The organism is Nocardioides sp. P86, assembly GCF_023712465.1.
GTDB classification, from domain to species: Bacteria; Actinomycetota; Actinomycetes; order Propionibacteriales; family Nocardioidaceae; genus Nocardioides; species Nocardioides kribbensis.
In genome coordinates, this window is record NZ_JAMAYE010000001.1 from 1140693 (window position 1) to 1166064 (window position 25372).

Below are 25372 nucleotides of genomic sequence, written 5' to 3' on the forward strand. Positions count from 1 at the left end.
GGTCCGGCCGGCGCGGTCGTCGGCCGGCTCAGCCGTCGGCCCGGTCGTCGGCCCGGTCGTCGACCAGCACCAGCGCCACCGTCGTCACCGGCGCCAGGCACTCCCGACCCGTCGCGGCGGCGGGGACGGCCTCGAGCCGCAGCCCCTCACCGGCGCCTTCCACCGCGACGTCCTCGGCCGGCTCGCAGCCCACCGCCACGACGCCGCCGACCAGCGCACGCCCCTGCGGCACGTCGGTGCGCTCGACCGCACGGCGCACCTCGCCCACCAGCGGCCCCCGCAGGTCGGCGACCAGCGCGGCCACGTCGCCCGGCTCGCGCAGGCGGGTCGGCTCCGCCTCCGCCCGGCCACCCGCCGCCGTGGCGCTCAGCAGCGCGACGACCTCGGGCTCGGTGCCCGTGCGGACCGGGTCGGCGGCCGACCCCGAGGTCTGGTCGTCGGCGCAGCCCGACGCGAGCACGAGCACGGTCAGGGTCCCGAGGAGGAGGCGCATGGTCCTCCGACGGTAGCCCGCGGCGCGGGGTTCCCGCGGGCAGCGCGGCGCCGGCGTGGCAGGCTCGGCGCGTGAGCCCGCGGCAGACCTTCACCCGCGCCGAGCTGGAGGGCTTCCGCGACGCGGAGGTGCCCGACCTGCTCGGCGACGACGCGCACCCGGTGCGGCTGCTCGTGGTCGGGATCAACCCCGGCCTGTGGACCGCGGCGACCGGCACGCACTTCGCCCACCCGGGCAACCGGTTCTGGCCCGCGATGCTCCGCGCCGGGGTGATCGAGCACCCCGTCGACCCGGCCGCGGGCTTCACCGACGTCGACCGCGACCGGCTGCGCGAGCGCGGCATCGGGCTGACCAACCTCGCACCCCGCGCGACCGCCAAGGCCTCCGAGCTCGCCGCCTCCGAGCTGCGCGCCGGAGCCGAGCGGCTCACGGCGCTGGTCGAGCGGGTGCGCCCCCGCGTGGTCGCGGTCGCCGGCGTCACGGCCTACCGCACCGCCTTCGCGCTGCCCCGCGCGCAGCAGGGCCGCCAGCCCGAGCCCCTGGCCGGCGCTCAGCTGTGGATCGTGCCCAACCCCAGCGGGCTCAACGCCCACGAGACCACCGAGACCCTCGCCGTGGCCTACGCCGAGCCGGCGCGGGCCGCGGGGCTGCTCGCGGACCCGCCGCCCGCGACCTAGGCCGGGAAGGGCTGGTCCTTGCCGAGCACGGTGAGGCCGTCCTCGACCACGAAGCCCCGGGCCCGGTCGGCCTCGGGGTCGACGCCGACCTGCGCGCCCGCGGGCACCACGACGTTCTTGTCGAGGATGGCGTTGCGCACGACCGCGCCGGCGCCGACCTGCACGCCGTTGAGCAGCACCGAGCCGCTCACCTCGGCGCCGGACTCCACCCGCACCGCGGGCGAGAGCACCGAGCGGCTGACCGCGCCGCCGGTCACCACGGCCCCGGGCGAGAGCACGGCCTCGTCGACCTCGGCCTTGGTGCCGTCGCCGCCCTGCACGATCTTGACCGGGGGCTGCGGGCCGTAGGCGGTGTAGATCGGCCAGTCGAAGTTGTAGAGGTTGAAGACCGGCAGCGGGGAGACGACGTCCATGTGGGCGGCGTAGTAGGACCCGAGCGTGCCGACGTCGCGCCAGTAGCCGCGGTCACGGTCGGTCGCGCCGGGCACGACGTTGTCGCGGTAGTCGTAGACGCCGGCCTGGGAGCGGCGCACGAACGCCGGCACGATGTCGCCGCCCATGTCGTGCTTGGAGCCGGGCGTGGTGGCGTCGCGGGTGACGGCCTCGACGAGCGCGTCGGCGTCGAAGACGTAGTTGCCCATCGAGGCCAGCACCTCGCCGGGGCTGGAGGGTAGCCCCACCGGGTCGGTGGGCTTCTCGAGGAAGTCGCGGATGCGGCTCGGCTCGTCGGGCACGACGTCGATCACGCCGAACTGGTCGGCCAGCGAGATCGGCTGCCGGATCGCCGCGACGGTGCAGGCCGCGCCGCTCTCGACGTGCTGGGCCACCATCTGGGAGAAGTCCATGCGGTAGACGTGGTCGGCCCCGACCACGACGACGATGTCGGGCTTCTCGTCCTTGATCAGGTTGAGCGACTGGTAGATCGCGTCGGCGCTGCCGAGGTACCAGTGCTTGCCCACGCGCTGCTGGGCCGGCACCGGGGTGACGTAGTTGCCGAGCATGGTCGACATGCGCCACGTCTGGGTGACGTGGCGGTCGAGGCTGTGGCTCTTGTACTGCGTGAGCACCACGACCTGGAGGTAGCCGGAGTTGACGACGTTGGACAGGGCGAAGTCGATGAGGCGGTAGATGCCCGCGAAGGGCACGGCGGGCTTGGCCCGGTCGGCGGTGAGCGGCATCAGTCGCTTGCCCTCACCGCCGGCGAGCACGATGGCCAGGACCTTCTTGCGGGAGGCGCTCATGGCGCCACCGTAACGCCCCGGACCCCCGGCTGGGCAGGTCAGCCGACGCGCACGTCCACGACGTCGGGGTAGAAGGCGACGTGACCGGCGATCTCGGCGACCGCGGGGTAGGGCGCGTCGTAGGTCCACACCTTGTTCTCCAGCGTGCGGCCCCCGACCACGAGGCTGTAGTAGCCGGCCTCGCCCTTGTAGGGGCAGTAGGTGGCGTGCTCGGTGCGGGTCAGCACGAGCGGGTCGACGTCGCCGATCGGCACGTACTGCACGGGCGGGTAGCCGGCCTCGGCCAGGCTGAGCGCGGCGTCGGTGCGCGCGACCACGTGGCCGTCGACGCTGACGGTGACGGGCTGGCCGGTGGCGGTGACCGAGATCGGGTGGCTGGCGTCGGGGACCTTCACGGGGCGGGTGCTCATGCCCGCCCCAACCCGGCGTCCACGGGCGCTGTTCCCGCGCGGCGTGTCGACCCCGGGGCGAGTAGGTTCCTCTGCGTGCGAGTCGACGTCCTGAGCAAGGAGTACCCCCCGGAGATCTACGGCGGGGCGGGGGTGCACGTCGCCGAGCTGGTGCGTGCGCTGCGCGCGATGCCCGACGGACCCGACACCCGGGTGCACGCCTTCGGCGCCCCGCGCGAGGAGCCCGGCACCTCGTCGTACGCCGACCTGGGCGAGCTCGCCGGCGCCAACCCGGCCCTGCGCACCCTGGGCGTGGACCTCGCCATCGCGCAGGGCTGCGCCGGCAGCGACCTGGTGCACTCCCACACCTGGTACGCCAACATGGCCGGCCACCTCGCCTCGCTGCTGCACGGCGTGCCGCACGTCGTCTCGGCGCACTCCCTGGAGCCGCTGCGGCCCTGGAAGGCCGAGCAGCTCGGGGGCGGCTACGCCCTGTCGTCGTGGGTCGAGCGCACCTCCTACGAGGCGGCGGCCGCGGTGATCGCGGTGTCGGCCGCGATGCGCGAGGACGTGCTGCGCTCCTACCCCGCCGTCGACCCCGACCGCGTGCACACCGTGCACAACGGCATCGACACCGACCTGTGGTCGCCCGTGCACGCCCCCGACCGGGTGCGGGCCCAGGGCGTCGACCCCGACCGGCCCTCGGTCGTCTTCGTCGGCCGGATCACCCGGCAGAAGGGGCTGCCGCTCTTCCTGCGCGCGGTGGCGCAGCTGCCGCCCGAGGTGCAGATCGTGCTGTGCGCCGGGGCCCCCGACACCCCGGAGATCCAGGCCGAGGTCGAGACGCTGGTGGCCGGCCTGGCCGCCGAGCGCGACGGCGTGGTCTGGATTCGCGAGATGCTGCCGCGCGCCGACGTGGTCGCGCTGCTCAGCGCCGCCACCGCCTTCGCGTGCCCCTCGATCTACGAGCCGCTGGGCATCGTCAACCTCGAGGCGATGGCCTGCGAGACCGCGGTGGTGGCCACCGCGACCGGCGGCATCCCCGAGGTCGTCGTCGACGGCGCCGGCCCCGACGCCACGGGCCGGCTCGTGCCGATCGAGCAGGCCACCGACGGCACCGGCACGCCCCTCGACCCCGACCGCTACGTCGCCGACTTCGCCGCGGCGCTCGTCGAGGTCGTCTCCGACCCCGACCGGGCCGCCGCGATGGGGCGCGCGGGCCGGCAGCGGGCCATCGAGTCCTTCAGCTGGGGCGCCATCGCGGCCCGCACGGTGGAGGTCTACCGCTCGGTGCTTTGAGCGGCCGAGGCCTCACCAGCCAGCCGCCCCCGCGCGGTACTGCACCGGCCAGTCGACGCCCTCCCCCGGCTCGACGCCGAGCTCGTGGGCCGCGCGCAGCGGCCAGTGCGGGTCGCGCAGCAGCTCGCGGGCCAGCAGCACCACGTCGGCGGAGCCCTCGGCGATGACGTCGTTGGCCTGCTTGGGCTCGGTGATCAGGCCCACCGCACCCGAGGCGATGCCGGCCTCGGCGCGGATCCGGGCCGCGAACGGCACCTGGTAGCCCGGCTCCACCGGGATGTCGACGCGCAGGTTGCCCCCCGAGGAGGTGTCGACCAGGTCGACGCCCGCCTCGCGCAGCAGCCCCGCGAGGCGCACCGAGGAGTCGGCGTCCCAGCCGCCCTCGGCCCAGTCGGTCGCGGAGATCCGCACCAGCAGCGGCACGTCCTCGCCGACGGCCGCGCGGACCCGACGCACGACGTCGAGCAGGAGCCGGGCGCGGTGCTCGAAGGGGCCGCCGTACTCGTCGTCGCGGTGGTTGGAGAGCGGGGAGAGGAACTCGTGGAGCAGGTAGCCGTGGGCGGCGTGGACCTCGACGACGTCGAAGCCGGCCTCGACGGCGCGCACCGCGGCGGCCCCGAAGGCCTCCACGACCTGCTCGATCTCGGCGACCGTCAGCGCGCGCGGGTCGCGCAGGCCCGGGAAGGCCTCGGCCGACGGGCCGACCGGCTCCCAGCCGCCCTCGGCGTCGGAGGCCACCTGGCCCTCGGCCCAGGGGCTGGCCGCGGAGGCCTTGCGCCCGGCGTGGGCGAGCTGGACCGCCGCCGTGGCTCCCTGGCCGTGCACGAAGTCGACGACGCGGCGCCAGGCGTCGCGCTGGGCGTCGTCCCAGATGCCGGCGTCCTGCGGGGTGATGCGACCCTCGGGCACCACGGCCGCGGCCTCGGTCATGACCAGGCCGGCGCCGCCGCGGGCGAAGGAGCCGAGGTGCACCAGGTGCCAGTCGTCGGGCAGGCCGTCGACGGAGGAGTACTGGCACATCGGCGCCACCCAGACCCGGTTGCGCACGGTGACGCCGCGCAGGGTGATCGGGGTGAACAGCTCGGAGGTGGGCACGGGGGGACGCTCCTGGGATCGGTGACGGGGGTACGTCGGGCCAACCCCGGGAGCGTCCCGGGTGTTCCGTGCGGGTCAGTCGCGGGTGGCGCCCAGCGACTCCCAGTAGCGGTTCAGGGCGCCGTTGGTCTTCACGAACCACACGATCGGGCCCACGAGGATGAACATGCCGGGGAAGTACCACAGGCCGGTGAGCCCGCTGACCGGCGGCTCCTGGCCGCGACGCTTGTAGAGCCCGCCGACCTCGCTGGCGGTGAGGTAGGGCATCACGAACCCGACGAAGAGGGCCAGGATCAGGCCCACGCCGCCGCCGACGCCCTGGCCGCTGTGCTGCTTCATCTCCTCGTGGGTCTTGAAGTACCAGTAGAGGGAGTAGATGCCGAAGGTCACGATGGCCAGCACGATGCAGACGCCGGTGCCGCGGACCTTGCCGAGGGGCGCGCCGCCCGGGGCGCCGTAGGCGGCGGGCGCGCCGTAGCCGCCGTACGGCGAGGGCGGCTGCGCGCCGTAGGACGAGGGCGAGCCGGCCGGCGGCGGGGGGCGGTAGCCCTCGGGCGGCGGGGGCGGGGCTGAGGGGGTGCTGTCGCTCATCGGGGATCCTCGTGACCGGGGGCTGGCCCGCGGCGTGGCGCCGCGGGCTGGACGGTCGCAACGTACCGACGCCGCGACGCTCCGTGCGCCGTTCGGCGACACCGACGCCGCGAACGGCTCGACCGCACCCCGCCCACCTCTCCCGGATGACCCGTCCGGGCCATCCGGGCATGGCCCGTCCGGGCCATGCCGCCCGCCTGACGGCCCGTTCTGCAGCCGATCCCTCCGCCTCGGCGCGTCGCGGCCGAAGATCACCGTGTCGCCCCCCTCGACACCCCCCTGCACCCCCCGCCGCACCACCCCACGGATGAGGACCCCCCGCCTCGTGAGTGCCACCTACGCCCCCGGCCGCTACGCCCGCACGCCCGTCCTGGGCGCCGGCGCCCGCCACCTGGTCACCCGCTTCTCCTACGGCGTCACGCCCGAGCTCACCGCCGAGGTCAAGGCCGCCGGCGGCGGGATGGCGTGGTTCCGCGACCAGCTCGCCAGCGCCGACTCCGCCCGCGCCGAGGCCCTCGCCGACTGGTGGCCCGACCTCCACCGCGGACCCGCCGACCTCTGGCAGCGCCAGATCACCGACGTCCGCGGCACGTGGGAGGTCATGTACGACTACGCGCGCCGGGTGATGGCGCGGCGCATCACCTCGCGCCAGCAGGTGCTCGAGGTCATGACGGAGTTCTGGGAGGGCCACCTCCACGTGCCGGCGATCGGCGACGCGCAGGCGGTGTGGCGCGCGCCGTACGGCGAGATCATGCGGCGCCACGCGCTCGGGCGCTTCGACGAGATGCTGGTCGAGGCGATCACCCACCCCTCGATGCTGATCTTCCTCGACGGCGCGACCTCCACCAAGGCCCACCCCAACGAGAACCTCGGCCGCGAGCTGCTCGAGCTGCACACCGTCGGGGTCGGCAACTACACCGAGGACGACGTCAAGGCCTCCGCGCGGATCCTCACCGGCTACCGCGTCGACCTGTGGCGCACCTGGGCCGCCACCTACCGCCCCGAGGACCACTGGACCGGGCCGGTGCAGGTGGCGGGCTTCAGCCACGACAACGCCGCCGCCGACGGGCGCGAGGTCGTGCGGGCCTACCTGGTGCACCTGGCCCACCACCCCGCCACGGCCCGGCGCATCGCGCGCAAGCTGGCGCTGCGCTTCGTCAGCGACACCCCCAGCGACGCGCTGGTGGAGAGGCTCGCCGCGACCTACCTGGCCAACGACACCGCCATCAAGCCGGTGCTGATGAAGCTGGTCAACAGCCGCGAGTTCCGCACCTCGCGGCGCACCAAGCTGCGCGACCCCGCCGAGGACGTCGTCGCGACCTACCGCGCCCTCGGCCTGCCCCTCGAGCCGCCCAGCGACGGCGAGGCCGCCGCCAACGCGATGATCTGGCAGTCGGAGACCATCGGGCTCAAGCCCTTCGCCTGGCCCCGCCCCGACGGGCAGCCGCTCACCAACGCCGCCTGGGACTCCCCGGCCCGCGCCCTGGCCTCGATGGCCATGCACTGGTCGATGTCGGGCGGGTGGTGGCCCGAGCACGGCACGACCTACAAGAAGCCCACCGAGTGGGTGCCGGAGTTCCCGATCGTCTTCCGCGACCTGGTCGACCACATGGCCCGCCGCGTGCACGCCCGTCCGTCCTCCGCCTCGCTCCTCCAGGGCGCGTGCACGGCGACCGGCATCGCCCCCGACGCCACCATCACCGCCGACCACGCGCTGATGAAGTGGCACTTCCCGCGCCTGCTCGCTGCTCTGCTCGACCACCCCGACCACTACCTCCGGTGAGCGTGACGACGATGACGACCTCTGCTGCCCGCACCGCCTCCCGCACCGGCGACCCGTGCGGGTGCCCCGACTACGCCGCCGCCACCGCGCTCTCGCGCCGCGGCTTCCTGCGCGGGCTGGGGCTCACGGGCGCGGCGTACGCCGTGGGCTCGGCGATGGTCACCTACGGCGCCGCGCCGGCCATGGCCGCCGGGGTCGCGCCGGCGCCGAACGGCTCGGTGCTGGTCGTGCTGTCGATGCGCGGTGCCGCCGACGGGCTCTCCCTCGTCGTGCCCCACGGCGACCCGGCCTACTACGCCGCGCGCCCCCGCATCGCCGTGCCCGCGGCCAAGCTGCTGGGCAAGGACGCCTTCTTCGGGCTGCACCCCAACCTCGCGCCCCTGCTGCCGATGTGGCAGTCGGGAGAGCTCGCCGCCGTGCACGCGACCGGCATGGCCGTGGCCAACCGGTCGCACTTCGCGGCCATGGAGCTGGTCGAGGACGCCAACCCGGGCTCGAGCGTGCGCAGCGGCTGGCTCAACCGCCTGCTCGGCGGCCTCGACGGCGACTCGCCGCTCCAGGGCGTCAGCATCGGCTCCTCCTCCCCGCCGGCCTCGCTCTACGGCGAGCAGCCGATCATGTCGCTGCGCAACATCTCCGACGCCGTCGTCGCCGGCAACGACCAGTGGGACACCGACCAGGCCCGGTTGCGCTCGCTGTCGCAGATGTGGGGCTCCTCCACCGCCCCGATGGCCCGTGGCATGCGCTCGGCGATGGCGGCCGTGGCCGACCTCGGCCCCGTGCGCGCCGAGCCGGAGAACCGCGCGGCCTACCCCGACAGCGACCTGGGCCGGGCGCTGGCCGCCGTCGCCCGCACCATCCGCGGCGACGTCGGCGTCTCCCTGGTGACCGTCGACCAGGGCGAGTGGGACATGCACGCCGACCTCGGCACCCTCGACTGGGGCGCGATGAAGTACAACGCCAACGACCTGGCCACCGCGATCGCCGCCTTCTTCGCCGACCTCGGCTCGATGCGCGAGCGGGTCACCCTGCTGACCATCTCGGAGTTCGGCCGACGGGTGTCGGAGAACTCCAACTACGGCCTCGACCACGGCTGGGGCAACGTCATGTTCCTCGCCGGTGCCGGGGTCAAGGGCGGGCGCTACTACGGCCGCTGGCCCGGTCTGGAGAACTCTCTCGACGCCGACCTCACCGTCACCACCGACTTCCGCTCGGTGCTCTCCGAGGTCGTCCTGTCGCGCACCGACGCCTCCGCCGCCCAGGTCTTCCCCGGCTTCACCCCCGAGCCGGTCGGGGTGATGGTCGGGCGCTGACCGGGCTAGCGAGGGGCGGTCGCCGCGAACACTGTCCGCGGAGCCGCCGGACCTGCCACAGTGACGCCATGCGACCCGAGGGCACACCGGAGCTCAACGTGCTCGGGGGCGAGCTCGAGCCCTGCGGCACGGATCCGATGACCGGCTTCCACCGCGACGGCACGTGCACCTGCGGCCCGGCCGACGTGGGCCTGCACGCGGTGTGCACGGTGATGACCGAGGAGTTCCTCGCCCACCAGCGCTCGGTCGGCAACGACCTGGCCACCCCGCGCCCCGAGTGGGGCTTCCCGGGGCTGCACCCCGGCGACCGCTGGTGCGTGGTGGCCGTGCGCTGGCTCCAGGCGCTCCACGACGGCGTCGCGGCCCCCGTCGTGCTCGCCGCGACCAGCGAGCGGGCCCTCGAGATCATCCCCCTCGACGCGCTGCGCTCGCAGTCGGTCGACGTGCCGGCCGACCCCGGCGACCTCGTCTGACCCCTCCCGCGGGGTTTTCCACAGATCGGCGACCGGGGCTGTCGCGGCGCTCCCCCTCGGGTCAGGGTGGTCCTACGACGACCTCTCGGGAGATCCGATGCCCCTCGACGCCCCCGCCGGCACCACCGGCCCCGCCGGCACGCTGGCCCTCGATCACGCGGCCACCGACGCCGCGGTCGCCGACCTGCGCGACACCGCCGCCGACCTCGCCCGCTCGCGGGCCCGCCTCGGCCGCGAGGTCGACGTCCTCCTCGACGCCGTGTGGCGCGGCCGGGCCGCCGACTCCTTCGCGGTCGCCTGGGCCGACTGGGCCGGGGCCGCCGACGCGGTCGTCGCGGCCCTCGACGAGACCGCCGACCGGATCGCGCGGCACCACCGCGACGTGACCGACCTCGACGTCGGTGTGGCCGACGGACTCGCCGCGCTGGCGGCCCGGCTCGACGGGAGCGGCGTCGGAGGCTCCCGGTGAGCGGCTTCCGGGTCGACCTCGCGGAGCTCCAGCGGGTCGTCGACGCGGCCGGTGCGACCCAGCGCGAGCTCGACGCGGCGCTCGACCGCGTCACAGCCCGGGTGGCGCGGCTGGACGCCACGTGGACGGGCGCCGCCGCCGACGCGCACGACCAGGCGCATGCGCGCTGGGCCGCGGCGTACGACGAGATGCGGGGGGCGCTCGCCGACCTGCGCACGGCCGCGGGCGTGGCCCACGACCGCTACGAGGCGGCGGTCGCCTCCAACCTCGCGGCCTGGGGGGCCGTGCGGTGAGGATCGACGTCGACGGCGCGGGCTTCCTCACCGCCGAGCGCGCCCTGGCCACCGGCAACCACCGCTGCGCGGAGCACCTCGACGACCTCACCGACGCCCTCGCCGGTCTCGGCGGCATGGCCGGCGACGACGCCACGTCCGCCGACTTCGCGGCGGCCTACGACACCGCGGCCGCCGAGGTCGTCGCCGGGCTCGGCGACTGCGTGACGGCCCTGGCCTGCCTGGGTCGGCTCACCGCGACGTCACGCGCCGAGCACGAGCGGGCCGAGGCCGGGGCCGTGCTCCGCGGTGTGGTGGTGCCGGGGTCGGTCGTCGCGCCCGACGGCGAGGTCTCCCCCGCCGGCGGGCCGGGCGACCTGGGCTGGGTCGGCGCGATGCCCTCCCCGCCGCCCACCGCCCTCGGCGGCGACTGGTCGGCCGTCCCCACGGGGCTGGGCTGGGTGATCGACCTGATCCAGGGCTTCGCGTGGCCCAGCGCCGACGTCGGCGAGCTGCGCGCCGCGGGCGCCACGTGGGTCGACTGCGCGCGCGCCGTCGCCGACCTGACCGCCGACTGCGACGCCGCGGTCCGGGGCCTCGGGGGCGAGCTGTCCCCCGAGATCCCGCTCGCCGTCGACGCCTGCCAGGAGGTCTCCGACCAGCTCGCCGCGATCGCCGAGGAGGCCTACGGCCTGGGCCGAGCCTGCGAGCAGTACGCCGACCAGGTCGAGTCCCACCGGGCCGAGGTCGTCGCCCTCGTCGTGCAGCTGCTGGCCGAGACCGTCGTCATCCAGGGCGCCGGCATGCTCCTCAACTCCGTCACCGGCGGAGGCGGCACCGTCGGCGCCACCGCCCTCACCGGCACCCGCGTCGCCGCCATCACCCCCGACGTCCTCGCCGTGGCGGCCCGGCTGCGGGCCGCCAACGAGGTGCTCGCCGCCTCCGTGCGCAACGCCGCCGTCCGCGTCACCATCGCCCGCGGCCGGCTGGAGAAGTTCCGCTACGCCCGCTCCGGTGGGCTCTCCGACGAGGCGGGACAGATCCGGGTCATCGCCCCCAGGCCCTGGGACCCCGGCCCAGGGTGGCTGCGCACGCACGAGGTGCGCGGGTCGCACACGATCGAGCGGCACGTGGGCCGCTCGACCGACTGGCTCCAAGGACGACTTGACCGCGAACCGACACGCTCCATGGTCGGGTCCTTCGACGACCTTCCCACGGCCGAGGCGATCCTCCACCGGGTCCTGTCGAAGCACAGCGCCTCGATCGACGATTGGCTCCGCGGTAGCGACGCCACATGGACCTACCGAGGCGTGATGGACGATGTCAGCGGGACGGTCCTGCACCGCGGGGGGCTCCTGGAACGAGTCAGGGGACTCCGGATCGTCCTGCGTCGGGACCCAGAGATGCCTCAGGGTTTTCGTATCCTGACCGCCTTCCCCGAGCCCTGAGAGGCCGCCGCATGCACCCTGCTGTGCCCACCCTGTCCGAGTTCGTAGCTGGCTTCCTGCACCAGGACTGGCCCGATGACTTCGCGACGGTCGACGACGTCGCCCGTGAGTACCTGGCGTTGGAGCCGCACAAGGCGAGCACCCTTGCCAGGGACGTTCGGGCCCTTCTCGACGGCGACCACTCCGAGGACGACCTCCGCCGCATCCTCGAAGGGCTCGGTTCTCAGTACTGGCCCCCGGGCGATGGCATCACGCATCGGGAGTACCTCCAGGGCCTGTTGGGTATCGCCGAAACAGGCGGGCCCGCCAGCAGGGAGTGACAGGGATGCTCGTGGACACAGCAGATCTGCCGACACTGCGAGCCTGCTTCGCCACCTACCTCTACCAGTCCTGGCGCCAGGAGTTCGCCCACGTCGACGACGCCGTCCGGGCCTTCCTCGGTGACGCACCAGGGCGAGCCGCCGCGCTCGCGGACGAGGTACAGGTCCTCCTTGCGGCCACCACTGATGAGGCCGAGTTGGACGCATGGTCGACGGCCGCGGGGGCCGACTACCTCCCCTCCGACGACGGCCGGACATTCCGGGGCTGGCTGGAAGCCGTCGCCGTCACCGCTCGTGGTTTCACACTCCGGCGCCCCCCTCCCCCGGGCTGGGCCTCCCGTCCACCGGTCCGCCGCACCCTAGCGGCGTCGAGGAGGACCGATGAGCGCGCTCGAGCTGCTCGGCGGGGCGTACTTTTACCAGACCTGGAGCTATGACTACCCGACGCCGGAGGCGGTGGTCGCTCACTTCCTCGACGACGAACCCGAGTCCGTGGTCGAGCTGCTGACAGAGGTCGACCGACTCATCGCCTCCGACCTGAGCGAGAGTCAGCTCGACGACGTCCTGGACAAGGCCGGCTTCTGCTACTCGCCACGTCTGGACGGGCGGACCAACCGCGGCTGGCTAAAGGTCGTCGCCGCGATGTCGGCCCGCCGCGTCCTCCGGCTGCCGCCCGAGCACGACTGAGGGGCTCGGCCCCTCGAGGAGCGGTCAGGAGGTCGGCGTCGGTGTGGGGACGGCGCTGGGGGTCGGGGTCGTGGAGGGCACCGTGGTCGGCTCCTCGGTCGGCTCGTCGGTGGGCTCCTCCGTCGGCTCGTCGGTGGCCTCGTCGCTCGGCTCGGCGGTCGGGTCTTCGGTGGGCTCGGCCGTGGGGTCGGCGGTGGGGGTGGAGGCGCCGGACGGGTCGCTGCCCTGGCCGGGGTCCCGGGTGGGCTCGTCGTCGCCGGAGGACGAGCCGCCCGTGAGGCGGGAGATCGTGGTGCCGCCGTCGCGGTCGCTGCCGCCGGTGTAGCTGGAGACCGAGCGTCCCGAGACCACCTCGAAGAGCGACAGCGCCACCATGACGACCAGGAACATGCCGGCGGCCAGGATCGCGATCCGCTTCCACGGCAGGCCGGCGAGCCGGTCGCGCCAGCCGGTGCGCGACTCCAGCACGGCCTCGTCGAGGCCGGCCTTGGCCTCGGCGAGTTTCTCGTCGGCGTGGCCCAGGTGGGCCTCGACGGCCGCGGTGTCGGCGTCGCTGCGCCCGGCGCGGCGTACCTCCGCCTGCGCGATGCCGACCTTCGACAGGGCCGCTTCCTGGGCCTTCGCGGCCGCGGCGCGGCTGCGGGCCAGACCCTCGGAGTAGAGGGCGGTGCCCACGGTCGCGGCCACGGAGCCGACCGCGGCGCCGATGAGGGTGCCGGCGGCACCCAGGGTCGAGAGCAGCACCGCGGAGGACACTGCGGCGAGCGCACCGGCGGCGGTCTTCAGCCAGTCGATGTCGAGCTTCTGGGGTGTGGGGGTCTCGTCAGCCATACGTCTCCCAGTATGGAGCCGACGTCGCGACGCCCAACCCCGTGCGCTGTGTCGATCGACACGGGGGCCCGGCGCAGCCCGGGCGCGTCGCGCCGGTGGCCCGGGGTCAGGCGCAGGTCACGCAGGTCCGTGCCGTGGGCCGTACGGCGAGCCGCTCGGCCGGGATCTCGCTGCCGCAGCGCTCGCAGCGGCCGTAGTCGCCGGCGGCCTCGCGGGCCAGGGCGGCGTCGACCTCGTCGAGGTGGTGGCGCGCCTGCCTGGCCAACGCGTCGACCTGGGAGCGCTCGAAGGCGATCGTGGCGCCCTCGGGGTCGTGCTCGTCGTCGGCGTTGGTGTCGCGGGAGGCCTCGACCACACCGCGGTGGTCGCCCTCGAGGTCGCGCAGACGCGAGGCCACCCGCTCCCGCTCGGCCAGCAGCCGCTCGCGCGGGCCGCTCACCGGGCGGCGTCCGTGCGTGGCTGCAGGCTCTTCCCGTCACCGCGCGGGTCGGTCCCACGCTCGACCCGCGCGAGGTGCACCAGGATCAGCACCGAGGAGACCGCGGCCCAGACGCACCACAGCGAGGCGAAGGCGTCGGCGTAGGCGTAGCCGACGACGAGCAGGCCGACGAGGTTGGCCAGGCCGAAGACTGTGATCCAGCGGTGGCCGGCCAGGACGCAGGCGCCGACCACGGCCACGATGTAGAGGCCGGTGGAGATCTCGGGCTCGCCGAGGCCGACGTAGTAGACGATCGCGTGGTCGCGCACCGTGGTCCGCACCCCGCCCGTCCACAGGTGCCAGGCCATGTAGGCGCCGACGGCTCCCCCGAGCGCCACGAAGGGCGCGACGAGACCCCGCCGGTCGGGCCGGGCGACCAGGAGCACCGCCAGCGGGAGGTAGAGCGGCAGGAAGGGCAGGGCGAAGACGACGTAGGCCAGCGCGGCGCGGTGGGCGGTGGTGTCGGAGACCAGCCCGTCAGCACCGGCCCAGACCAGGGCCTCCACCAGCTGGTGGGCCGCGAAGAGCACCGGCAGCGCGGCCAGCGGCAGCTCGCGGGGCGCGCGCACCTCGCGCAGGGTCAGGGCGCCGAGGGGCAGGACGACGGCGCCGGCGACGAGGTCGGCCTGGAGGGAGAAGCACACGCGACCAGTGGAGCACCCGGGCCGCGCCGTGGTGCTCACCCGGGGGGAGACCGGCGCGGCGACCGGGGCGGCGACCGGGGCGGCGAGCGCCGCCGGGTCAGACCGACTCGACCCAGGCGAAGGGCACGCGCAGCACCGCCCGGCCGGCGCGCAGGTGGTAGCTCGTGCGGCCGACCTTCACCACGACGCCGACCCGGCCGTGGTGCTCCCCCGCGACCGTGACCCGCACCCGGGAGCCGACCGGCAGCCGGGTGGGTCGACCGCCCGTGCGCAGCAGGGCCAGCTCGGCCTCGTAGTTGGGGTGGTGCACCGCCGGGCGGCCGTGGTGGGTCCAGGTCAGCACGTGGGCGAGGTCGAAGCGGCGTGAGCAGCGCCCGCAGGTCATCACCCGCTCGGGGCGGCGGTGGCGCCCCGAGGTGTGTCCCGCCGCGCACACCCCGAGCCAGGCCGGCTCGACGCCCGGGGCGTCGGCGGGCACGCAGCGACGCCCCGAGGAGCCCAGCGCGAGGGCGGTGCGGCGCCAGGTCTCGTCGTGACCGTGGCGCGGGCCCACCAGCGCGTGGGCGATCTCGTGGAGGATCGTGTCGCGGACCTCGGCCTCGGAGTGCAGCACCGTCAGCGGGGCGCTGAGCCCGATCACCCGCGGCCCGAAGCGGCACACCCCGGCCCGACGCTTGGCGGAGTCGAGCTCCACGCTCCACCCCGGCGGCCCGTGTCGCTCGAGCAGGTGCTCGGCGAGGGCGAAGGCGTCGCTCAGGTCCATGGCAGGACCGTACGTCGCGACGCCGACAGGCGGGCGGGGCGATCCACAGGACACCGGCGACCCGGGGGACCTGCCGGCGCCGGCAGGGCCGGACCACGCGCACCACGGTTTCGCTAGCGAAACAGGCTCAGTCGGCTCGTTCGGCCCCGTCGGCTCGCTCGGCCCCGCCGGCCTGGGCCAGCCGCTCGTGCAGCCGGGCGCGGACCTCGTCGGCGCCGAGGGTCGACCGGCGCCGCTGGTCGCGCGCGACGACCACCCCGGTGGCCGCGACCCCGGCGAGCCCGGCGACGCCGAGCAGCCTCCACACCTTCGTCGACCTCATCGAGCAGACTCCTCCTCATGTCCTCGCCGTCCGCCCCGCTGTCCCTCGACGAGGCCGTGGACCTCACGCGCACCGGCGACCTGTGGCTCTTCCGCGGGCGCTCCACCGCCGACCACGCTATCCGGGTGCTGACCAACGCGCCGGTCAACCACGTCGGCATGGCGGTCGTGCTCGACGACCTGCCACCGCTGATGTGGCACGCCGAGCTGGGCAAGGGCCTGCGCGACGTGTGGACCGGGCAGCACCAGCGCGGGGTGCAGCTGCACGACCTGCGCGAGGCGGTGCAGCAGTGGTGCGGGCGCTACGAGCAGCGCGCCTGGCTGCGCCAGCTCGACACCGCGGTGACCCGCGAGATGGAGGACGCCGTGCTGCGCACGGTCGCCCGCCTCGACGGCACGCCGTTCCCCTCGACGGTCGCGCTGGCCGGGCGCTGGGCGCGGGGCCGGATCCGGCGGGCCGCCCCGGCCGAGCTGACCTACTGCGCCGAGGTGGTCGCCGCCACCTACACCGCGATGGGGCTGCTCGACGACGACCGCCCCACGAACTTCTACGACCCGGGCATGTTCTGGTCGGGCGACGAGATGGGGCTGCTGCGCGGCGCGCGGCTCGGCGACGAGATCGCCGTCGCCGTGCCCTGAGCGGCGCTCCGCCGCGCGGCGGGGTCAGTCCAGGGCGTCGGCGGGCAGCTCGGCGCCGCGATCGGTGAGCTGCCACACGCCCGGGCGGGGGGCCACCAGGAAGCCGTCGTCGGCGAGCTCCTTGCGCGCCCACCGCACGGCGGTGCGCCAGCGCACCTCGCCGGTGGGGCCGACCTCGCGGTCGCCCTCGCGCAGCACCTCGGCCATGCGCTCCTCGAGCTCGAGCATCACCAGCTCGGCCTCGCGCTCCCCGCCGACCTCCTGGAGCACCCGGATGATGTAGGGCTTGAAGTCGTCCTGGTGGGTGCGGCGCCGCGGCTTGGCCGGTGCGGCGGCCGGCTTGGAGGAGCCCGGCACCCGCGCGGTGGACCCCGAGGGCGCCGCCGTGCTGCGGCGGCGCACCGGTGTCGCCTGGGGTGGCGCCACGGGCTCGGGGGGACGCTTCGGCATCCCGTGCACACAGGTGCTCAGCGGCAGGTCACACAGCTCGCAGTAGTCCTCGGCCACGCCCCGACCGTACGTCGTGCCCGCCGCTCCCGGCCACACGGGGCCGGGGAGGGGTCACCAGCGGTGGTGCACCTGGGCGCGGAAGCGCGCGTCGTAGAGGTCGCGGACGCCCTCGAGCAGGGCGGGGGCCAGCGGCGGCAGCGCGCCGGCGGCGGCGTTGGCCCGGGCCTGCCCGGGGTTGCGGGCGCCGGGGATCACGGTGGTGACACCGGGCTGCTGCCAGACCCAGGCCAGGGCGACCTGGGCGGGCGTGGCGCCCTCGGGGCCGTGCTCGGCGACCAGGGCGGAGAACTCCTGGGCGGCCCGCACGCCGGTGGCGAAGTCGACCCCGGAGAAGGTCTCACCGACGTCGAAGGCGCTGCCGTCACGGTTGTAGGTGCGGTGGTCGTCGGCGGCGAAGGTGGTGGTCTCGTCGTAGGTCCCGCTGAGCAGGCCCGAGGCCAGCGGCACGCGCGCCAAGATGCCGACGCCGGCCTCCTCCGCGGCGGGCAGCACGGCGTCGAGCGGCTTGAGCCGGAAGGCGTTGAGGATGATCTGCACGCTGGCCACGTGGGGGCGCGCGATGGCGTCGAGGGCCTGGTCGGTGGTCTCGACGCTCAGGCCGTAGGCGGCGATCGCCCCGTCGGCGACGAGGGTGTCGAGGGCCTCGTAGGTGGCGTCGGCGGTCACGGTGGCCGACGGCGGGCAGTGCAGCTGCACCAGGTCGAGCCGGTCGACGCCGAGGTTGCGGCGCGAGCGGTCGACCCAGCCGCGGAAGTGCTCGAGGGTGTAGCTCTCCGGCACCTGCTCGGCGCGGCGGCCCATCTTGGTGGCCACGGTGAGCGCGGCGTCGGGGTGGTCGGCCACGAAGCGGCCGATGACCTGCTCGCTGCGGCCGTCGCCGTAGACGTCGGCGGTGTCGAACAGCGTCACCCCGGCCTCCAGGGAGGTCTCGAGCACGGCGCGGGCGTCGTGCTCGCTCACCTCGCCCCAGTCGGCGCCGAGCTGCCAGGTGCCGAGTCCGACGGTGGAGACGTCACGGCCGGTGCGGCCCAGGGTGCGGTGGTCCATGGCCGCGACTCTAGCCACGCCGGCCCACGCCCCCGACCCGTCGGCGACCCGTCGGTGACCCGTCAGCGGCGCTCGAGCAGCACCATCACCTCGTGGTGGGTGGTCTGGGGGAACATGTCGAACAACCGCGCCCGGCGCGGGGCGAAGGACGGCAGCGCGGCCAGGTCGCGGGCCAGCGAGACGGCGTTGCAGCTGGAGTAGACGACGTGGCCGACCCCGGAGCCCTCCAGCCACGCGCACAGCTCGGGCCCGACGCCGCGCCGCGGCGGGTTGAGCACCACCAGCTCGGGGCCGGCCTCCTGCGCCTGCGCCCACGTCGTGGCGTCGGCGGCCTCGAAGCGCAGGCCCGGCAGCCGGGCGTCCTCGGCGGTGGCGCGGGCGGCGGCGACCGCCTCCTCGCTGACCTCCACCCCGGTGACCAGGCGCCCGGGGGCCGCGACGTGCAGCGCGAAGCCGCCGACCCCGCAGTAGAGGTCCCACACCGAGGCCGGGGCGACCTCCTCGACCCAGTCGCGGCCCTGGCGGTAGAGCGCGGCCGCGACCTCGGTGTTGGTCTGGAAGAAGCCCTGGGGCCGCAGCCGCAGGGTGAGCCCGTTGACCCGCATCGCCAGCGTCTCGCGCGGGCTCAGCGCGATCTCGCGCTCGCCCTCCAGCACGGCCTTGTGCTCGGGCTGCACGTTGGCCGAGACCACCACCAGCTCGGGCAGCGCGGCGTGGAGGGCCGGGAGGTGCTTGCGGATCCGGGTGACCGGCTCGGTGGAGCGCAGCACGAAGCGCACCATGAGCTCACCGTCGGGCGAGCGGGTCACGAGCAGGTGCTTGAGCTCGCCGCGCCGCGTCGCGAGGTCGTACGGCGCCACCGCGGCGCGGGTGACGAAGTCGGCCAGGGCGGGCAGGGCGGCGGCCAGGCCGGGCTCGTGCAGGCCGCAGTCGCGCAGGTCGACGCCGGCCCCCGACGGGTCGAGGATCCCCAGCGTCGGGGCCTCGAGCGTGCCGGCGACCACCATCTTGGCCTTGTTGCGGAAGCCCTCCTCGCGACTGCGGTGGGGCTCCAGCCACGTCAGGTCGGGCCACGCGGCCAACAGCCCGCGGCAGTGACGCTGCTTGGCGGCGACCTGGTCGTCGTAGGACTGACCCATCCAGGCGCACGAGCGGCAGCGACCCGCGTCGAAGTGGTGGCACTGCACGGGGCGAGGCTACGGGCCGGGCCCGCAGGGGTCAGCGCTGGGCGGGCTGCCGGGTGGGCTGCTGGCTGGGCTGCTGGGTGGGCTCCTGGGACGTCTCCTGGCCGGGAGCCACCGTGACCGTGGTCGGCTCGGAGACGCTGCCCTCGGCCAGGGGCCGGTCGGCGAAGCGCCAGCGGTAGGTCGTGGTCTGCTCCGGGGCGACGGTGACCGTGGCGTCGACGGCCTCGGCGGGGACGACCTGCACGGTCTCCCAGCCGCCGGCGACCTGGCGCTCGAGCACGAGCGTGCCGCGCACGACCTGCTCGCCGGAGCCGTCGCGCAGGACGCCGGTGAGCACCGTGCCCCTCGGGGTGGGGCGAGCGGCCATGACGGTCGTGGTGGTGAGGCCCTCGAGGTCGTAGGTGGTCGTGCCGGTGGCGTCGCCGACGCGCAGCGCGTCGAGGGCGAAGCGGTTGCCGTCGCAGCCGAAGCCGACCGTGCGGAAGCCGGGCCCGTCGCCGCGCTCGGCGATCATCGCCGCGAGCGTCGAGGGGGCGGCGGTGGCGCCGCCGACGGCGCGGCGGGTGGCCATGTCGTAGCGCGACCAGGTGTAGGTGAGGCCGGTGGTCTCCACGCTGGTCCACGCCCCGGCGGGCGCCGAGACGTCGGCGCGGCCGAACCAGTAGGTGGTGGTGCCGAAGTCGGCGGGCTCCTGGTAGCCCACCCACGCGACGCCCGCGGCGCCGCGCGGCGCCTGCACCGAGAGTCCGGAGGTCGTGGTCGAGGCCATCGAGCGGGCGTAGCTCAGCGAGCCCAGCGCCGTGCCGCCGGCGAGGTCGTAGCGCAGGCTCCGCTCGCCCGCGGGCGCCTGGTCGGGGCCCAGCCCGACGAACGGCTGCGGCACCTCGGCCGTGCGCTCGTAGAGCCGCGCGCACCCGACGTACGACAGCTCGATCGGGCCGCCCACGGGCAGGTCGGTGCCGCGCACCACGACGGTGGCGTCGCCCGCGGCGGAGGCCGGGGAGGAGAGCGAGGGCACCAGGAGCGCGCCCAGCACGCCGAGGACCACTCCGGACCTGACCAGCACCTGCCGCACCTGCTGCCTCCGCGCACACGAGACCGAGAGCCGGGTGGGGGTGCCCGGTCCTCGGAGTCTAGGGCGGTGCACCCCCCGCGTCTGCGGGAGCCGGCGAACTGATGCCCACATCTGGGGAAACACCCCCCTCCGGGCGAGCGCCGGAGGGGGGTGCGTCGCGGACGAGTGGCCCCGACTGGTGGGCCGGGACGGGCCTGCCGGGCTCAGCGCACCCGGCCGAAGAACCGCTGGTCGGTCCAGATCTTCGTGCGCTCGACGTCGGCCTCGGAGTTGGCGGCGTTCCACATGTAGCCGTCGCCGGCGTAGATGCCGACGTGGTAGACCCCGCCGCCGTCGTAGAAGAAGACCAGGTCGCCGGGGCGGGCCTCGGCGGGGGTGACGCGCTGGGTGCGGTCGACCTGGGCCGCCGAGGAGTGCGGCAGCGCCTCGCCGACGGCGTTGCGGAAGACGAACTGCGTGAAGCCCGAGCAGTCGAAGGCGTCGGGCCCGGCGGCGCCGTAGCGGTAGACGTCGTCGGCCTGGGCGCGGGCCACGCCCAGGATCCGCTCCGCACGGGTCGGGCCGTCGTCACGGCGGGCGTCGGCGGTCCGGGTGGTCCCGGTGGCCTCAGTGGTCTGGGCGGCCTGGGTGGTCTGGCGCTCGGCCGGTGCCGCCTCCGCGGCGCGGGCGGTGTCGAGGGTGAGCCCGGTGCCGAGCACCGTGCTGGTGGCCATGGCGGCGACGAGGGTCGCCCCGAGGGTGCGCATGCGGGTGTGGGTCATCGGTGGTCCTCAGGCATCGCCTGCGGAAGGGGTCCTGTCGGGTTCGGGCGCCTGTGCCCGGCCGGCGCTCCCTCGCGGTCGCTCCGGCTCCACCCCGAGCCGCGGCCTGCGCCGCGGCGTCCTGCTCGGGTCTCCCGCGCCCGTCACTGCGTGCTGCTGGGGTCACCCCGGCGCCGTGACGGGCCTCGGCTCGGGCCGGGTGCCTCCGGTGTGCCGGAGGAGGCACCGAGGCTGCCACGGCCCCCCGGGTGCCGATCAAGCCGACACCCGGTGACCCTTCTCACCGCCGCCCGGCGTCACGCCGATGACTCCACGGGACACCGCCGGTCTGCACACCCGCACACCGGTCGTGCCACCGCCCGACCGCCGCCGACCCGAGGAGCCCCGATGCCGGTCCTGCTGAACCCCTACCTCCACCTCCACGGCACCGCCCGCGAGGCGATGACCCACTACCAGTCGCTCTTCGGCGGCGAGCTCGACGTGATGACCTTCGCGCAGATGGGCGAGCAGGGCGAGCACGCCGACCAGGTCATGCACGCCATGCTGCGCGGCGAGCACGGCGTCACGCTGATGGCCGCCGACGTCCCGCCGGGCATGACCGTGACCCCCGGCGACACCGTGACCCTCAGCCTGAGCGGCGACGACGAGCCCCGGCTGCGCGGATGGTTCGAGGCGCTGGCCGAGGGCGGCCAGGTGCACGTGCCGCTGGAGCGGCAGGTGTGGGGCGACGTCTTCGGCCAGTGCGCCGACCGCTTCGGCGTCACGTGGCTGGTCAACATCGCGGCCCCGGCCTGATCCGGCGCGGCACGACGTACGCCGCTAGCGCTGCGGCTCGAGATCGCGGCTGAACAGCACCGCGCCGGACTGGTCGCGCAGGCTCATGGTCAGCAGCCCGGCGCGGTCGATCGCGGCGTGGCCGAAGAACTGGTTGCCCGCCCGCGGCGACTCCCCCGGCGTGCCCGCGACCTTGCTGAAGACCACCTCGGGCCCGAAGGTGCCGTCGAGGTCGTTGGGTCCGAAGGTGCCCGAGGCGATCGGCCCGGCCACGAACTCCCAGAAGGGGTCGAAGTCGGTGAAGCCAGCGCGTGCCGGGTCGTAGTGGTGGGCCGCGCAGTAGTGCACGTCGGCGGTGATCCACACGGTGTTGCGCACGCCGTGGCGCTTGAAGGCGCTGAGCACCTCGGCGATCTCCTGCTCCTTGCCGAGCGGGGCGCCGCGATCGCGGTTGGCCAGGCCCTCCTGGGCGCTGCCGTCGGGCACGACGAGCCCGATCGGCAGGTCGGCGGAGATCACCTTCCAGGTCGCGGTCGAGCGGCGCACCTCTCGCACCAGCCAGTCGAGCTGCTCGCGGCCCAGGACGCTGGTGCGCTCCTGCTCGAGGCCGGGGGTGTTGGGGTCCTTGAAGGTGCGCATGTCGAGGCAGAAGACGTCGAGGTGGGCCCCGCGCGAGACCTTGCGGTAGATCCGGGCCTCCGCGAAGCCGCTGCCGCGTCCGTGGGCGCGGGGGTCGGCGATCGGCTGCCACTCCTGCCAGGCGCGCCGGGCGCGGGCGGCGAGCACGTCGACGCGACGCTCGGCGGTGTAGCGCTCGTCGGTGAGCACCTCGCCGGGCCACCAGTTGTTGGTGGTCTCGTGGTCGTCCCACTGCGCGACGACGGGGGTGTCGGCGTAGAAGGCGCGCACGTTGTCGTCCATGAGGTTGTAGCGGTGGCGTCCGCGGAACTCCGCGAGGGTCTCGGCGACCTTGGTCACCTCGGGGATGACCAGGTTGCGCCAGACCTGCCCGTCGGGCTCGACGACCTCCGCGGCGATCGGGCCGTCGGAGTAGACGGTGTCGCCGGCGTGGACGAAGAGGTCGGGACGCGTGGCGTGCATCGCGGCGTAGCCCCGCAGCCCGCCGAGGTCGGGGTTGATCCCCCAGCCCTGGCCGCAGGTGTCGCCGGTCCACACGAAGCTGGTGGCCGCCGGGCGCAGCGACGAGGTCGAGAACCGCGCGACCCGGGCCTCGCCGCGCCGGCCCTGCTCGTCCTCGAAGGCCAGCTCCGCCTCCCACTCCCGGCCCGGGGCGAGCCCGTCGAGGGCGATCTTGGCGGTCAGGTCGGAGGCGTCGGTTGCCCAGGGACCGCGGACGACACGGCGTCGTCGACCGCTGCGCAGGTGGGCCACGAGCCGCCCGCGCCCGCTCGAGCGCGCCCACAGCACGGCGGCGCGCGGGGTGACGTCGCCGCTCTGCACGCCCGAGGGCAGCGTCAGGCGCCGCGTCACCAGCCCACCGGCCGACGCGGCCTGCCGCACCTGCGGCGAGGTGGCCGCCACCCCGCTCGTGGCGCCCAGCGTGGTCAGCGCACCGGCGGTGAGCGCGCCCGCACGCAGCACCGCGCGGCGGCCCACCGGCGAGGGGGTGGCGCCGCCGGCGGGGCTGGCGGCGGGGCTGGCGGCGGAGCTGCTGGCGGGGCTGGCGGCGGGGCGTCCGAGATCGGTCATGCCCCGAGGCCACACCACCGAGGTGGCGCGGGGTGGTCCTGCGGGTGAACCTCGCCGGTCGCCTCGGGAAGGCGTCCGGCACACCGGTGCGTCGGCCGGCGCATTCGGTGCGGCTGGCGTCCTCGCCGTACAGTCGAGGGTGAGGGAGCCGGGGCACGGCGCCGCGCGACCACGCCCGACACGTGCCAGCTCCAGTACGGACGTCATGAGCCTCGAGACGACGACCCCTGCCAGCCCGACCGACGTGGAGCCCGACGAGGCCCTCGAGGACGACCGCGACGAGACGGAGACCCCGGACCCGGAGGAGAGCTCCGAGCCGGAGGCGCCCGCCGAGCCCGTGACCGCCGCCGAGGGCGAGGACGTCTGGGTCGCCGCCGCGCGCCCGGTGCTGACCGAGGTGGCCGGCACCTACCACGGCCTGATCACCCACACCGAGTTCGCCGGGCGGCTGCAGGCCGACACCGGCGTGCGCACCCGCAGCAACCCCAGCAACTGGATCGGGCGCGTGCTGGCCCGCGTCGCGGCCGAGGTCCACGCCGCCGGCGAGCCCCCGCTGACCGCCCTGGTGGTCCACGGCGTGCACGGCACCGTCGGCGAGGCCTACGACGAGGTGCTGCGCCTGCAGGACGCCGACCCGATCAGCGACCCGCTGGCCCGCGAGAAGCACGCCGCCCTGGCCCGCATGGAGTGCTACCGCTGGGCCGACGCCACCCTCCCGGCCGACGGCGGCAACGCCGCGCTCTCCCCGCGCTACGACATGGTCGTCACCCGCGAGCGGAAGAAGAACCGCGAGGAGGCGCAGCCCGACATCTGCCCCACCTGCTTCATGGCCATCCCGCCCACCGGCGAGTGCGACAACTGCGCCTGAGCACCACCCCGGCGTGGTCCGCCGGCGCCCGCGGGTCTGCTCAGATCCAGTCTGCTCAGATCCAGCGGCGCCGGCGGAAGACCACGTAGAGCACGACGCTGACCATGAACATCATGACCACGGCCATCGGGTAGCCGAAGCGCCAGTGCAGCTCGGGCATCGAGTCGAAGTTCATGCCGTAGACCGTGCCGACCAGGGTCGGCGCGAAGAGGATCGCGGCCCACGCCGAGATCCGCTTGACCTCCTCGTTCTGGGAGATGCTGACCTCGCTGAGGTTCTTCATCTCCTCGTTCTGCTGCTGGGCCACGAGGGTGGCGTTGACGGTGAGGATGTCACGCAGCAGCTGGCGCAGGCCGTCGACCTTCTCGGTGACGGTGACGAGGTGGTCCTCGACGTCGCGCAGGTAGCGCTGGAGCTCCTCGTCGGTGCGGTACTTCGCGAAGCCCATGGTCAGGCGCCGCACGACGGTGAGCAGCGGGCCGGTGGCCCGCTGGAACTCGATGACCTCGCGGGTCAGCTCGTAGATGCGCCGCGAGACGCCCGGGTCGCCGGTGAAGACCTGCACCTCGATCTCGTCGATGTCGTTCTCCAAGCCAGCGACGACCGGGGCGTAGCCGTCGACGACCCGGTCGAGGATGGCGTAGAGGATCGCCTCCGGTCCCAGCCGCAGCAGGTCGGGGTTGCTCTCCAGGCGCCGGCGCACGGCGGCCAGGTCGGGGGCCTCGCTGTGGCGCACGTTGACCACGAAGTCGGGGCCGACGAAGACGTGCACCTCGCCGAACTCCACCTCCTCCGTGGCGTCGACGTACCTCGCGGCGCGCAGGACGACGAAGAGGGTGTCGTCGTAGCGCTCCAGCTTGGGCCGCTGGTGGGCGAGGATCGCGTCCTCCAGCGCCAGCTCGTGCAGGTCGAACTCCTCGGCCAGCGAGGCCAGGTCGTGCTGGTCGGGGCGGTAGAGACCGATCCAGGCGATGGCGCCGTCGTCGGGGGCCTCGTCGCCGCGCTCGCGCAGGCAGCGGTAGGTGTCGGCGAGGCTGCTCAGCGACTCGACGCGGTCGCCGTCGACGTAGACCGCGGCGTCGACGAGGGTCTCGTGGCCCACCCGCGTGCTGTCGGGGGCCGCCGCGGCGGCGGGCGCGGCGGGCGCGGGGTGGGGCGCACGACGACGGCCGGCGAGGTGGCGCAGGGGCAGGAACGGGCGCTCGGACATGACG

At 74.9% G+C, this 25372-nt stretch carries 31 protein-coding genes; 14 read left to right on the forward strand and 17 right to left on the reverse strand.

Going from position 1 to position 25372, the window contains the following annotated elements:
• Positions 1–28 precede the first annotated feature (28 nt).
• Entirely contained in the window at positions 29–493 is a 465-nt protein-coding gene (locus M3673_RS05320) for a hypothetical protein (RefSeq protein WP_251532478.1), read from the reverse strand.
• A gap of 71 nt (positions 494–564) precedes the next feature.
• Between M3673_RS05320 and M3673_RS05325 the strand changes: the two genes are divergently transcribed.
• A complete protein-coding gene (locus tag M3673_RS05325) occupies positions 565–1170 on the forward strand; it encodes a mismatch-specific DNA-glycosylase (protein WP_251532479.1) in 606 nt (201 codons plus the stop codon).
• On the opposite strand, the gene glgC is transcribed toward M3673_RS05325, so the two are convergent.
• The gene (glgC, locus tag M3673_RS05330) at positions 1167–2411 is read right to left on the reverse strand and encodes a glucose-1-phosphate adenylyltransferase (protein WP_193662841.1); all 1245 of its coding nucleotides are present in this window, start codon (positions 2409–2411) and stop codon (positions 1167–1169) included. The two genes, M3673_RS05325 and glgC, sit on opposite strands and share 4 nt — an antisense overlap.
• Before the next feature lie 38 nt (positions 2412–2449).
• Entirely contained in the window at positions 2450–2821 is a 372-nt protein-coding gene (locus M3673_RS05335; protein WP_056865784.1) for a DUF427 domain-containing protein, read from the reverse strand.
• Between the two features lie 75 nt (positions 2822–2896).
• On the opposite strand from M3673_RS05335, the gene glgA reads away from it, so the two are divergent.
• Complete coding sequence (glgA, locus tag M3673_RS05340) at positions 2897–4099, forward strand: glycogen synthase (protein ID WP_251532480.1); 1203 nt, start codon at positions 2897–2899, stop codon at positions 4097–4099.
• A 12-nt stretch (positions 4100–4111) separates the two neighbouring features.
• Here the strand turns inward: glgA and M3673_RS05345 are convergent, their stop codons facing one another.
• Positions 4112–5194, reverse strand: coding sequence for an NADH:flavin oxidoreductase/NADH oxidase (locus M3673_RS05345; protein WP_251532481.1), 1083 nt, complete (start codon positions 5192–5194; stop codon positions 4112–4114).
• A 75-nt stretch (positions 5195–5269) separates the two neighbouring features.
• On the reverse strand, positions 5270–5785 hold the full coding sequence (locus M3673_RS05350; protein ID WP_227489019.1) for a DUF4234 domain-containing protein: 516 nt from the start codon (positions 5783–5785) through the stop codon (positions 5270–5272).
• A 307-nt stretch (positions 5786–6092) separates the two neighbouring features.
• On the opposite strand from M3673_RS05350, the gene M3673_RS05355 reads away from it, so the two are divergent.
• From M3673_RS05355 to M3673_RS05390, 9 genes are all read left to right on the forward strand, one after another.
• Complete coding sequence (locus M3673_RS05355) at positions 6093–7568, forward strand: DUF1800 domain-containing protein (protein WP_193662898.1); 1476 nt, start codon at positions 6093–6095, stop codon at positions 7566–7568.
• A gap of 11 nt (positions 7569–7579) precedes the next feature.
• Positions 7580–8881, forward strand: a complete 1302-nt coding sequence (locus M3673_RS05360; protein WP_251532482.1) for a DUF1501 domain-containing protein — start codon at positions 7580–7582, stop codon at positions 8879–8881.
• Positions 8882–8949: 68 nt separating this feature from the next.
• Positions 8950–9354 (forward strand): DUF2237 family protein, encoded by a 405-nt coding sequence (locus M3673_RS05365; protein WP_251532483.1) that lies wholly within the window; start codon positions 8950–8952, stop codon positions 9352–9354.
• 97 nt (positions 9355–9451) lie between these two features.
• Positions 9452–9823: a WXG100 family type VII secretion target gene (locus M3673_RS05370; RefSeq protein ID WP_251532484.1), complete on the forward strand. Its 372-nt coding sequence runs from the start codon at positions 9452–9454 to the stop codon at positions 9821–9823.
• Positions 9820–10116 (forward strand): WXG100 family type VII secretion target, encoded by a 297-nt coding sequence (locus tag M3673_RS05375; protein WP_251532485.1) that lies wholly within the window; start codon positions 9820–9822, stop codon positions 10114–10116. Before M3673_RS05370 ends, M3673_RS05375 begins: the two co-directional genes overlap by 4 nt.
• Entirely contained in the window at positions 10113–11543 is a 1431-nt protein-coding gene (locus tag M3673_RS19585; protein WP_251532486.1) for an RNase A-like domain-containing protein, read from the forward strand. Before M3673_RS05375 ends, M3673_RS19585 begins: the two co-directional genes overlap by 4 nt.
• Positions 11544–11566: 23 nt before the next feature.
• The gene (locus M3673_RS05385) at positions 11567–11863 is read left to right on the forward strand and encodes a contact-dependent growth inhibition system immunity protein (RefSeq protein WP_251532487.1); all 297 of its coding nucleotides are present in this window, start codon (positions 11567–11569) and stop codon (positions 11861–11863) included.
• Between the two features lie 5 nt (positions 11864–11868).
• Entirely contained in the window at positions 11869–12300 is a 432-nt protein-coding gene (locus M3673_RS19805) for a contact-dependent growth inhibition system immunity protein (RefSeq protein WP_374108177.1), read from the forward strand.
• Positions 12245–12550 (forward strand): contact-dependent growth inhibition system immunity protein, encoded by a 306-nt coding sequence (locus M3673_RS05390; protein ID WP_251532488.1) that lies wholly within the window; start codon positions 12245–12247, stop codon positions 12548–12550. The genes M3673_RS19805 and M3673_RS05390 overlap by 56 nt, the downstream gene beginning before the upstream one ends.
• 24 nt (positions 12551–12574) lie before the next feature.
• Here M3673_RS05390 and M3673_RS05395 read toward each other — a convergent pair whose 3' ends face one another.
• The 5 genes from M3673_RS05395 to M3673_RS05415 all read right to left on the reverse strand — a co-directional run bounded on the left by M3673_RS05395 (position 12575) and on the right by M3673_RS05415 (position 15588).
• Positions 12575–13381, reverse strand: coding sequence for a PT domain-containing protein (locus M3673_RS05395; RefSeq protein ID WP_251532489.1), 807 nt, complete (start codon positions 13379–13381; stop codon positions 12575–12577).
• A gap of 106 nt (positions 13382–13487) precedes the next feature.
• Positions 13488–13820 carry a TraR/DksA C4-type zinc finger protein gene (locus tag M3673_RS05400; protein ID WP_251532490.1) on the reverse strand — a complete coding sequence of 111 codons (333 nt, stop codon included), beginning with the start codon at positions 13818–13820 and terminating at the stop codon, positions 13488–13490.
• The gene (locus M3673_RS05405) at positions 13817–14503 is read right to left on the reverse strand and encodes a DUF6629 family protein (RefSeq protein WP_251532491.1); all 687 of its coding nucleotides are present in this window, start codon (positions 14501–14503) and stop codon (positions 13817–13819) included. Before M3673_RS05405 ends, M3673_RS05400 begins: the two co-directional genes overlap by 4 nt.
• Before the next feature lie 97 nt (positions 14504–14600).
• Positions 14601–15266: a SprT-like domain-containing protein gene (locus M3673_RS05410; RefSeq protein ID WP_056865771.1), complete on the reverse strand. Its 666-nt coding sequence runs from the start codon at positions 15264–15266 to the stop codon at positions 14601–14603.
• A 127-nt stretch (positions 15267–15393) separates the two neighbouring features.
• On the reverse strand, positions 15394–15588 hold the full coding sequence (locus M3673_RS05415; protein ID WP_251532492.1) for a hypothetical protein: 195 nt from the start codon (positions 15586–15588) through the stop codon (positions 15394–15396).
• Between the two features lie 17 nt (positions 15589–15605).
• On the opposite strand from M3673_RS05415, the gene M3673_RS05420 reads away from it, so the two are divergent.
• On the forward strand, positions 15606–16226 hold the full coding sequence (locus M3673_RS05420) for a hypothetical protein (protein ID WP_056904870.1): 621 nt from the start codon (positions 15606–15608) through the stop codon (positions 16224–16226).
• Between the two features lie 24 nt (positions 16227–16250).
• Here M3673_RS05420 and M3673_RS05425 read toward each other — a convergent pair whose 3' ends face one another.
• From M3673_RS05425 to M3673_RS05445, 5 genes are all read right to left on the reverse strand, one after another.
• Positions 16251–16676, reverse strand: coding sequence for a winged helix-turn-helix domain-containing protein (locus M3673_RS05425; RefSeq protein ID WP_251532493.1), 426 nt, complete (start codon positions 16674–16676; stop codon positions 16251–16253).
• A gap of 111 nt (positions 16677–16787) precedes the next feature.
• Positions 16788–17783, reverse strand: coding sequence for an aldo/keto reductase (locus M3673_RS05430; RefSeq protein WP_228941126.1), 996 nt, complete (start codon positions 17781–17783; stop codon positions 16788–16790).
• A 62-nt stretch (positions 17784–17845) separates the two neighbouring features.
• On the reverse strand, positions 17846–18970 hold the full coding sequence (rlmC, locus tag M3673_RS05435; protein WP_251532494.1) for a 23S rRNA (uracil(747)-C(5))-methyltransferase RlmC: 1125 nt from the start codon (positions 18968–18970) through the stop codon (positions 17846–17848).
• Between the two features lie 31 nt (positions 18971–19001).
• Positions 19002–20036 (reverse strand): hypothetical protein, encoded by a 1035-nt coding sequence (locus tag M3673_RS05440; protein ID WP_251532495.1) that lies wholly within the window; start codon positions 20034–20036, stop codon positions 19002–19004.
• A gap of 212 nt (positions 20037–20248) precedes the next feature.
• Complete coding sequence (locus tag M3673_RS05445; protein ID WP_251532496.1) at positions 20249–20806, reverse strand: C40 family peptidase; 558 nt, start codon at positions 20804–20806, stop codon at positions 20249–20251.
• Positions 20807–21193: 387 nt separating this feature from the next.
• Between M3673_RS05445 and M3673_RS05450 the strand changes: the two genes are divergently transcribed.
• Positions 21194–21601: a VOC family protein gene (locus M3673_RS05450; RefSeq protein ID WP_251532497.1), complete on the forward strand. Its 408-nt coding sequence runs from the start codon at positions 21194–21196 to the stop codon at positions 21599–21601.
• Positions 21602–21625: 24 nt separating this feature from the next.
• On the opposite strand, the gene M3673_RS05455 is transcribed toward M3673_RS05450, so the two are convergent.
• On the reverse strand, positions 21626–23290 hold the full coding sequence (locus tag M3673_RS05455) for an alkaline phosphatase (protein WP_251532498.1): 1665 nt from the start codon (positions 23288–23290) through the stop codon (positions 21626–21628).
• Positions 23291–23495: 205 nt separating this feature from the next.
• On the opposite strand from M3673_RS05455, the gene M3673_RS05460 reads away from it, so the two are divergent.
• Complete coding sequence (locus tag M3673_RS05460; protein ID WP_251532499.1) at positions 23496–24158, forward strand: hypothetical protein; 663 nt, start codon at positions 23496–23498, stop codon at positions 24156–24158.
• A gap of 55 nt (positions 24159–24213) precedes the next feature.
• On the opposite strand, the gene M3673_RS05465 is transcribed toward M3673_RS05460, so the two are convergent.
• Positions 24214–25368 (reverse strand): magnesium and cobalt transport protein CorA, encoded by a 1155-nt coding sequence (locus M3673_RS05465; RefSeq protein ID WP_193663203.1) that lies wholly within the window; start codon positions 25366–25368, stop codon positions 24214–24216.
• Positions 25369–25372: the final 4 nt, after the last annotated feature.

What these genes read in the sequence shown, in the direction of transcription:
- M3673_RS05430 (WP_228941126.1), bottom strand. Translation starts at nt 17,783, where the DNA reads ATGGACCACCGCACCCTGGGCCGCACCGGCCGTGACGTCTCCACCGTC.
- glgC (WP_193662841.1), bottom strand. Translation starts at nt 2,411, where the DNA reads ATGAGCGCCTCCCGCAAGAAGGTCCTGGCCATCGTGCTCGCCGGCGGT.
- M3673_RS05390 (WP_251532488.1), top strand. Translation starts at nt 12,245, where the DNA reads ATGAGCGCGCTCGAGCTGCTCGGCGGGGCGTACTTTTACCAGACCTGG.
- M3673_RS05425 (WP_251532493.1), bottom strand. Translation starts at nt 16,676, where the DNA reads ATGCCGAAGCGTCCCCCCGAGCCCGTGGCGCCACCCCAGGCGACACCG.
- M3673_RS05370 (WP_251532484.1), top strand. Translation starts at nt 9,452, where the DNA reads ATGCCCCTCGACGCCCCCGCCGGCACCACCGGCCCCGCCGGCACGCTG.
- M3673_RS05365 (WP_251532483.1), top strand. Translation starts at nt 8,950, where the DNA reads ATGCGACCCGAGGGCACACCGGAGCTCAACGTGCTCGGGGGCGAGCTC.
- M3673_RS05320 (WP_251532478.1), bottom strand. Translation starts at nt 493, where the DNA reads ATGCGCCTCCTCCTCGGGACCCTGACCGTGCTCGTGCTCGCGTCGGGC.
- M3673_RS05350 (WP_227489019.1), bottom strand. Translation starts at nt 5,785, where the DNA reads ATGAGCGACAGCACCCCCTCAGCCCCGCCCCCGCCGCCCGAGGGCTAC.
- M3673_RS05410 (WP_056865771.1), bottom strand. Translation starts at nt 15,266, where the DNA reads ATGGACCTGAGCGACGCCTTCGCCCTCGCCGAGCACCTGCTCGAGCGA.
- M3673_RS05395 (WP_251532489.1), bottom strand. Translation starts at nt 13,381, where the DNA reads ATGGCTGACGAGACCCCCACACCCCAGAAGCTCGACATCGACTGGCTG.
- M3673_RS05360 (WP_251532482.1), top strand. Translation starts at nt 7,580, where the DNA reads ATGACGACCTCTGCTGCCCGCACCGCCTCCCGCACCGGCGACCCGTGC.
- M3673_RS05355 (WP_193662898.1), top strand. Translation starts at nt 6,093, where the DNA reads ATGAGGACCCCCCGCCTCGTGAGTGCCACCTACGCCCCCGGCCGCTAC.
- M3673_RS05465 (WP_193663203.1), bottom strand. Translation starts at nt 25,368, where the DNA reads ATGTCCGAGCGCCCGTTCCTGCCCCTGCGCCACCTCGCCGGCCGTCGT.
- M3673_RS05415 (WP_251532492.1), bottom strand. Translation starts at nt 15,588, where the DNA reads ATGAGGTCGACGAAGGTGTGGAGGCTGCTCGGCGTCGCCGGGCTCGCC.
- M3673_RS05460 (WP_251532499.1), top strand. Translation starts at nt 23,496, where the DNA reads ATGAGCCTCGAGACGACGACCCCTGCCAGCCCGACCGACGTGGAGCCC.
- M3673_RS05450 (WP_251532497.1), top strand. Translation starts at nt 21,194, where the DNA reads ATGCCGGTCCTGCTGAACCCCTACCTCCACCTCCACGGCACCGCCCGC.
- M3673_RS05455 (WP_251532498.1), bottom strand. Translation starts at nt 23,290, where the DNA reads ATGACCGATCTCGGACGCCCCGCCGCCAGCCCCGCCAGCAGCTCCGCC.
- M3673_RS05445 (WP_251532496.1), bottom strand. Translation starts at nt 20,806, where the DNA reads ATGACCCACACCCGCATGCGCACCCTCGGGGCGACCCTCGTCGCCGCC.
- M3673_RS19805 (WP_374108177.1), top strand. Translation starts at nt 11,869, where the DNA reads ATGCTCGTGGACACAGCAGATCTGCCGACACTGCGAGCCTGCTTCGCC.
- M3673_RS05335 (WP_056865784.1), bottom strand. Translation starts at nt 2,821, where the DNA reads ATGAGCACCCGCCCCGTGAAGGTCCCCGACGCCAGCCACCCGATCTCG.
- M3673_RS05420 (WP_056904870.1), top strand. Translation starts at nt 15,606, where the DNA reads ATGTCCTCGCCGTCCGCCCCGCTGTCCCTCGACGAGGCCGTGGACCTC.